This window comes from Stenotrophomonas sp. S49 (genome assembly GCF_016624905.1).
Lineage (GTDB): Bacteria > Pseudomonadota > Gammaproteobacteria > Xanthomonadales > Xanthomonadaceae > Stenotrophomonas.
The window spans coordinates 72,638-79,361 of sequence record NZ_JACVUD010000008.1 but is presented as its reverse complement, the minus strand read 5'-3'; the positions used below and the strand labels follow the sequence as shown (position 1 = coordinate 79,361).

General features: G+C 68.0%; 7 protein-coding genes. 2 read left to right on the top strand and 5 right to left on the bottom strand.

Going from position 1 to position 6,724, the window contains the following annotated elements; all coding sequences use genetic code 11:
* Positions 1-104 precede the first annotated feature (104 nt).
* The 3 genes from IAE58_RS03290 to ptsJ all read right to left on the bottom strand — a co-directional run bounded on the left by IAE58_RS03290 (position 105) and on the right by ptsJ (position 2,918).
* Positions 105-734 carry a superoxide dismutase gene (locus IAE58_RS03290; protein ID WP_199932402.1) on the bottom strand — a complete coding sequence of 210 codons (630 nt, stop codon included), beginning with the start codon at positions 732-734 and terminating at the stop codon, positions 105-107.
* 73 nt (positions 735-807) lie between these two features.
* A complete protein-coding gene (locus IAE58_RS03285; RefSeq protein ID WP_199932401.1) occupies positions 808-1,560 on the bottom strand; it encodes a hypothetical protein in 753 nt (250 codons plus the stop codon).
* Between the two features lie 50 nt (positions 1,561-1,610).
* Complete coding sequence (gene ptsJ, locus IAE58_RS03280; protein ID WP_199932400.1) at positions 1,611-2,918, bottom strand: transcriptional regulator PtsJ; 1,308 nt, start codon at positions 2,916-2,918, stop codon at positions 1,611-1,613.
* A 96-nt stretch (positions 2,919-3,014) separates the two neighbouring features.
* Here ptsJ and IAE58_RS03275 point away from each other — a divergent pair, with 96 nt between their 5' ends.
* Positions 3,015-3,830, top strand: a complete 816-nt coding sequence (locus IAE58_RS03275; protein ID WP_199932399.1) for a YggS family pyridoxal phosphate-dependent enzyme — start codon at positions 3,015-3,017, stop codon at positions 3,828-3,830.
* Positions 3,827-4,057, top strand: a complete 231-nt coding sequence (locus IAE58_RS03270; RefSeq protein ID WP_199932398.1) for a hypothetical protein — start codon at positions 3,827-3,829, stop codon at positions 4,055-4,057. The genes IAE58_RS03275 and IAE58_RS03270 overlap by 4 nt, the downstream gene beginning before the upstream one ends.
* A gap of 50 nt (positions 4,058-4,107) precedes the next feature.
* Here IAE58_RS03270 and IAE58_RS03265 read toward each other — a convergent pair whose 3' ends face one another.
* Positions 4,108-5,622 (bottom strand): thioredoxin family protein, encoded by a 1,515-nt coding sequence (locus IAE58_RS03265; RefSeq protein WP_233614524.1) that lies wholly within the window; start codon positions 5,620-5,622, stop codon positions 4,108-4,110.
* A 100-nt stretch (positions 5,623-5,722) separates the two neighbouring features.
* Complete coding sequence (locus IAE58_RS03260) at positions 5,723-6,637, bottom strand: LysR family transcriptional regulator (RefSeq protein ID WP_199932396.1); 915 nt, start codon at positions 6,635-6,637, stop codon at positions 5,723-5,725.
* Positions 6,638-6,724 lie beyond the last annotated feature (87 nt).

Below are 6,724 nucleotides of genomic sequence, written 5' to 3'. Positions count from 1 at the left end.
GCTGTGGGGGGGGGGGGGGGGGCCCCCCCCCCCCCCCCGGGGCCCCCGGGGGGGGGGGGCCCCCCCCCCCCCCCACGGCCCGGCATAGGGCATGCCTTCGGCGCTCATGCGTGCATCGCCTGTGTGTAGCGACGCTCCACTTCGGCCCAGTGGATGATCTGGAAGAAAGCGCCGATATAGTCCGGGCGACGGTTCTGGTAGTGCAGGTAGTAGGCGTGCTCCCAGACATCCAGCGCCAGGATGGGCATGTTGCCGGACAGGCCCACGGCCGCGCCCATCAGCGGGTTGTCCTGGTTGGCGCTGCTTTCAATCTGCAGCCGCCCGCTGCGATCGCTGGTCAGCCACGCCCAACCGCTGCCGAAGCGGGTCTGCGCGGCCTTGCTGAAGGCGTCCTTGAAAGCATCGAATCCACCCAGGTCGCGTTCGATCGCTGCGGCCACGGCTGCGCCGGGGGTGCCGCCGGCCGGGCTCAGTACCGACCAGAACAGGCTGTGGTTGGCATGGCCGCCGCCGTTGTTGCGGACCGGCAGGCGCAGCGCTTCGGGCAGGGCCTCCAGATCGGCAATCAGGGCTTCCACCGGCGTGGCCGGCAGCCCGGCCTGTTCCAGGGCAGCGTTGACGTTGTTGATGTAGGTCTGGTGGTGCTTGCCATGGTGGATTTCCATGGTGAGCGCATCGAAGTGCGGTTCCAGCGCGTCGTAGGCGTAGGGCAGGGCGGGAAGCGAGTACGGCATTGCAACAGTCTCCGTGGGTGGCCAGATGTCTGGCCGGGGGAGCACTGTTATCGCACCTCAACGTTGGTTGAGGTCAAGCATCCGCTGCGCTCGCCGGGCGTGGCCCGGCGCTACCTTCGAACGCGGCTTCGACCTTGTCCAGGAACGTGAAGAGGACCTTGTTCATGGCCTCGTAGTCCTGCGCCAGCAGCTCGGCCGGCTGCTGGACAAAGCGCGAAGAACGGAAGGCGTCGAGCTCCTGCGTGGACGCGGCAATCAGCAGCGCAACCACCTCGCGATCGAATTCCATGTGGCATTGGAAGCCGTACACCAAGGGGCCGTACTGCACGATCTGCCGTGGGCAGCCTTCGCTCTGGGCGATGACCGTGGCATCGGCGGTCAGGCCGGGCATGTCGTTGTGCCAATGGCCAACGTCGAGCGTATCGCCGAAGTGGGCGAACATGGGGCTGGTACGCCCTGCGGCGGTCAGGGTGATCGGGAACGTGCCGATTTCCTTGTGCGGGCTGTGCTCGAAGGCCGCACCCAGGGCTTCGCCGATCAACTGCGCGCCCAGGCAGACGCCCACCACCGGCTTGCCCGCCGCGACAAACGCTGCAATCAGGTGCGTCTCTGCCACGGCGTTGAAATGCGGGCACTCGTCCAGGGGGGTCGCCGGGGATTGCGGGCCGCCCATGACGATCAGCATGTCGTGGGCGTTGGCATCGCGCGGCAGCGGATCGCCCGCATGCAGTCGAGTGAAGCTTGTCCCGTGGCCCCTGCTGTCGGCCCATTGCGCATAGGCGCCGGGCGCCTCGAAGGCTTCATGGATGACGAAGAGAACCTGCATCGGTGGCGTCCTGGGTTGAGCGGGGGTGGGGTGGGTGCGAGGACGGCGAGCTACAGCGCGAGACGTTGCATTGCAGCGGCCAGGTCATCGGCGAAGCGCACCGCATCATCGGGCGCCAGTGAGGAAATGGTCAGGCGCAGGCCGTGCGACGGCGCCTGCACCCCGAACGACTCGCCACCACGGGTCAGCCAGCCGTGCTTGGCCAGATCGATGACCAACGGCTGGCTGTCGGTTTCAAGGGGAATCCAGACGTTCAGCCCATCGCTGGACGTAGCGGTGCTGATACCGCGTTCGTGCAGAAGCTGGACCAGCCGGGAGCGTCGGTCCGCATAGCCGTCGCGCGCGTCTGCAATCCGGGCGTTGACCGTGGGCGAGCCAAGGCAAGCGATCACCGCCTGTTGCAGCAGATGGCTGACCCAGTGGGTGCCGGCAGCCAATCGAAGCCGCAGTCGGCTGGAGGTCTGCGCGTCGCTGGCAACGAGCGCCAGGCGCAGGTCGGGGCCCAGCGCTTTCGAGACGGACCTGACCAGTGCCCAGCGTCGCGCGTCGGCAGGAATCACATCGAAATAGTCGTTCGTAGCGAGCAGTGCAAAGTGATCGTCAACGATCACCATGACGTTGGGATGGCGCGACAGTACGGCCCGGAGCTCGGCTGCGCGCGTAGCGCCAAGCGAACATCCCGTGGGGTTCTGCGCACGGGGCGTCAGGATCACGGCCTGCGCCCCGCGGGCAAGCGCTTCCTCCAGCGCCGCCGGGATCATGCCCTCGGCATCCATGCCGACAGGGAATGGCTGCAGACCCGCCACGCGCAGGGTGTTCACGCTGCTGACAAAGCAGGGGTGCTCAACGGCCACCTTGTCGCCGGGCACCAGATGGCAGGCAAGAAGCCGTTCCACGGCGTCTACCGCGCCCCCGGTGATGTCCATCTGGAACGCAGGCGGGCAGTCGCCCTGCATCCACGCGGTGGCCAGCGCTTCCAGCTCGGGATGCACCGCCGGCGCCCCGTACAGCGCAGGTGGCTGGGGACGTTGGCCAAGCACCTGCACGATGTCCGGCAGCCACTCCGGGTTCGGGTTGCCTCCGGCCAGGTCAGTCAACCTGCACCCCGGAACCGTCCCCTCGGCTTCGCCCAGGCGCATCGGGTCACGAATGGTCGTGCCCAGGCGGCCCTGTGTGGTCGCAACCCCGGCGCTGACCAGGCGTTTGTAGGCGCTGGAAACCGTATTGCGGTTCACGCCCAACGCAGCCGCCAGATCGCGCACCGTCGGCAGCTCCTGCCCGGCCCGCAGCTGCCCCGCCTGAACCAGGCCACGAACGCTTTCGAAGATGGCCGCAGCCGAGGTGCCTACGATTTCCACTGTGTCCTGGGACGTGATAGCTTATTGACCTAGGACAATAACACGGATGCCGTCGCGCAGGGCGCGAAGTGGCAACCACCCCACGTGAGGCATTGAATGACGACTGGCGGCAACTCACAGACGGCCACACGGCACGATCTTCACGGTCTGTGGCCCGAGGCGACCTCGGTGCAGGACATCGTGGCGAACCTGGCCACGGTGCAGTCCAGGATCGACGCGGCCTGCCTGCGCGCTGGGCGCGACGCGGCCAGCGTCAGGCTGCTGCCGGTCAGCAAGACCAAGCCGGAAGCCACCGTGCGCCGCGCCTTTGCGGCGGGCTGCCGGATGCTGGGCGAGAACAAGGTCCAGGAGGCCGTGGCGAAGTGGGAAGCGACGCAGGACCTGCCGGCGCTGAAGTGGTCGATCATCGGCCATCTGCAGACCAACAAGGCCAAGGTGGTCGCCCGGTTCGCCGATGAGTTCCAGGCGCTGGACAGCCTGAAACTGGCCGAAGCGCTGGACCGCAGGCTGCAGATCGAGGGGCGCGGCCTGGACGTATTCGTGCAGGTCAATACGTCAGGTGAAGCCAGCAAGTACGGGCTGGACATCGACAGTGTGCAGCAATTCCTGCGCCAGTTGGCACCCTACCGTTCGCTGCGCGTGCGGGGCTTGATGACCTTGGCCATGCTCTCGGCGCAACCCGAACAGGTGCGCCCGTGCTTCATCCGCCTGCGGCAACTGAGAGAGCGCCTGCAGCAAGACGCCATCGACGGGGTGTCACTGCAGGAGTTGTCCATGGGGATGTCGGGCGACTACGAGATCGCCATTGAAGAAGGCGCCACGGTAGTGCGCGTAGGGCAGGCCATTTTTGGCGCCCGCGCCACGCCTGATTCCCATTACTGGCCTTCTGATGGCGAGGGGAGCGGGACATGACGGTGTACCGACTGAACCTGTACCGGGGCGATCGCCTGCTCGGGCACTTTGAAACGGGAACGTCCACCCGCCGGGAGGATCTGCGCGAACTGGTGGACCGCTTGAGCGTGGACTATCGGGTCGAGACCCTGGCCAGCTACGACGAAAAGCGACTGGTCGAGGCATCTGCTGAAGGCATCAAGGTGCTTTACCGGGAGCTGCAGTTCAAAGCGATCGACCTGATCTGACGACGGCCCCGTTGCCCGTCGGTAGGTGTCCACCTTGGTGGACACGCCGCTCAACTCAACCAATTCCGGCACGCACTGTCGCTCTGCTCGCCGCAGGCCTGCTGCATGCGCTGCCGCAGGCGGGCCAGGGTCTGCGCGCCCTCGTGCTTGCCACTCCACGCCTTCAACTGCGCCGCCAGCCGCTCGAAGCGCTGCCGAGTGCGCTGGTGGTAGCCCGACGGCTGCGCCTGCAGTTCGGCAATCAACGCATCGGTGGCCTGTTCAATGCGGGGTGCATCCTGCGGTGCCAGCCGCAGCAGGCCCTCCACGTACAGCACGCCCCATTGCACGCGCGTGGCCGGACCCTGCGCGCCTTCATAGGCGCGCTTCAGCCATTCCAGTGCGCCGGCGGTGTCGCCGCGTTGCTCGGCCAGTTCGGCCAGTTCGGGCATGTAGTAGTAGGGCTGCTCGCTGCGCTTGATCTCGGCCAGCAGCAGCGCTTCGGCACCGGCGTCATCGCCGATCTGGCGCAGCGCGTACACCGCGCTGCTGATCGTGGCCTGGCGTGCGTGTGCATCGCTGGCGGCGGCATCGGCGGCGGCTACGCGCTGCTTCACCTGCGCGACAAGCGTGGGCGGCAGCGCACCTTCGGGCTGCTGCTGGCGCGCCAATGCCAGTTCGGTCAGTGCGCGCGACAGGGCGTCGTCGGCACGGTTGCCCTGGGCGGCGTCGGCGCGTTCCAGCGCGACCAGCAGCTGCTGGCCCAAGCGCTGCTCGGTGGCGGGGCCGGCGCTGGCCAGCTTCACCAGCTTGGCACCGGCATAGCCCAGCAGCTCGCGATTGCGGCGCACCTCGGCCGGCTGTGCCAGCACGGCCTCCAGCAGTTCGCGGGTGGCGGTCGGTGCGCTGCGCGGCGTCTCCGCCGTGGCCAGCGCCAGCAGCGCGAAGCGGCGCTGCAGCGCGGGCTCCGGTGCAGCGGAGGCCAGCGCATTCAGGACATCCGTGCTGCTGCGTGTGCCGGCCAGCTTGTTGGCGTCCACTTCCCAGCCGTAGTCGCCCAGTACCTGCCAGTCCTCACTGCCCAGTTTGGCGGGCGTCGCCAGGGCGGTGGCCAGGGTGTCGGCCACCGCGCTGCGGCGACCGGCGGCCACGGTCAACACCCGGGTCAGTTCGGCCGCATCGTTGCCGCCGGCCACCCGGGTGATCTCATTGCGCTGCGGGTCCAGCACGATCAGCGTGGGATAGCCGCGCACGCCGAAGCGCTCGGCCCAGGCCTGCGCACCTTCCTCGTCGCCATCCAGGTAGACCGGCACGAACTTGCCGGTCAAGGCGATGAAGGCCGGATCCTTGAACAGCCCGGCCTTCAGCTGGTTGCAGGGCGGACACCACACCGCGCCCCAGTACAGCAGCACCGGCTTGCCACTCTCGGCTGCTTCATTGAAGGCATCGTCCACGTCGCCCTGGCGCCAGGCGATGGCCGTGGCCGGCGCGGCGCTGGCGGCATTGGCCGAAGCAACCGGGGCCTGCGCGGGCGAGCAGGCGCTCAGTGCCGAGGCGAGCAGCAGTACGGAAAGGGCAGTGCGCATCGGCGGGCGGTCCGTTGGGGGAATGACGCATTGTAGGAAGGCCGCCCCCTGCGGTTGATGCAGTTTGGGCATGACGGCCGTGCCTGCCGGCATATGCGGGTCAGGGGGCCCGCGCCGCCTGCAGTTCGTCGGCCAGCAGACCGGCCAGCCAGTGCATGAAGGCCTGCACGCGGCGGGGCAGATGGCGGCGCTGCGCATAGACCAGGTTCACCGGCATCGGTTCGGCCACGCAGTCGGGCAGCACCTGTACCAGCCGGCCCTCGCGCAGCGCCTGGCGGGCGCCCATTTCCGGCACCTGGATGATGCCCAGCCCAGCCAGTGCGGCGGCGCTGTAGCCGTCGGCATTGTTCACCGTCAGCGCACCGCGCATCGGCCAGCTGCGGTAGTGCTGGCCATCGAAATATTCAAACCCCGGCGAGCGCTGGCCCAGCGTGCCCACGTAGTGCACCAGCGCATGCTGGTCCAGGTCGGCCAGTTCGCGCGGCACACCGCGCGCGGCCAGGTAGGCCGGGCTGGCTACGTTCACGATGTGCATGTGGCCCAGCGGGCGCGCCACCAGGCTGCTGTCGTCCAGGTTGCCGACCCGCAGCACGCAGTCGAAGCCTTCGCGCACCACATCCACGCGGCGGTCGGTCGCGCTCAGTTCCACTTCCAGCGCCGGGTGCTGGGCCAGGAAGCCCGGCAGCTGCGGAATCACCAGGTTGCGCGCCAACCCGCCGGGCATGTCCACCCGCAGGCGCCCGCTCAGTTCGCTGGTCTGGCGGCGGAACAAGCCCTGCAGTTCTTCCATGTCGTCCAGCAGATCATGGGCACGCTGCTGCAGCTGGGCGCCGTCGGCCGTCATGTGAACGCGGCGGGTGGTGCGGTGCAGAAGCTGGGTGCCCAGTTCGGCCTCCAGGCGCTGGATGGCCTGGGACACACTGGCCTTGGGCAGGCCCAGGCCGTCGGCCGCGCGGGTGAACGAGCCCAGCTCGGCAACGCGCAGGAAGACCCGCAGGGTATCAAGGCGGTCCATGGATTGTTTGGCCAGGTTGAACAGTCAAATCAGGATCGCGCGATTTATGGCGCTCGGCAATCCCAATAGTCTGGTCCAACTTCCTCC

Bases quoted from the DNA above. Each gene is read 5' to 3' on its own strand.
- IAE58_RS03290 (WP_199932402.1), bottom strand. From the start codon at position 734: ATGCCGTACTCGCTTCCCGCCCTGCCCTACGCCTACGACGCGCTGGAA.
- IAE58_RS03285 (WP_199932401.1), bottom strand. From the start codon at position 1,560: ATGCAGGTTCTCTTCGTCATCCATGAAGCCTTCGAGGCGCCCGGCGCC.
- IAE58_RS03275 (WP_199932399.1), top strand. From the start codon at position 3,015: ATGACGACTGGCGGCAACTCACAGACGGCCACACGGCACGATCTTCAC.
- IAE58_RS03270 (WP_199932398.1), top strand. From the start codon at position 3,827: ATGACGGTGTACCGACTGAACCTGTACCGGGGCGATCGCCTGCTCGGG.
- IAE58_RS03265 (WP_233614524.1), bottom strand. From the start codon at position 5,622: ATGCGCACTGCCCTTTCCGTACTGCTGCTCGCCTCGGCACTGAGCGCC.
- IAE58_RS03260 (WP_199932396.1), bottom strand. From the start codon at position 6,637: ATGGACCGCCTTGATACCCTGCGGGTCTTCCTGCGCGTTGCCGAGCTG.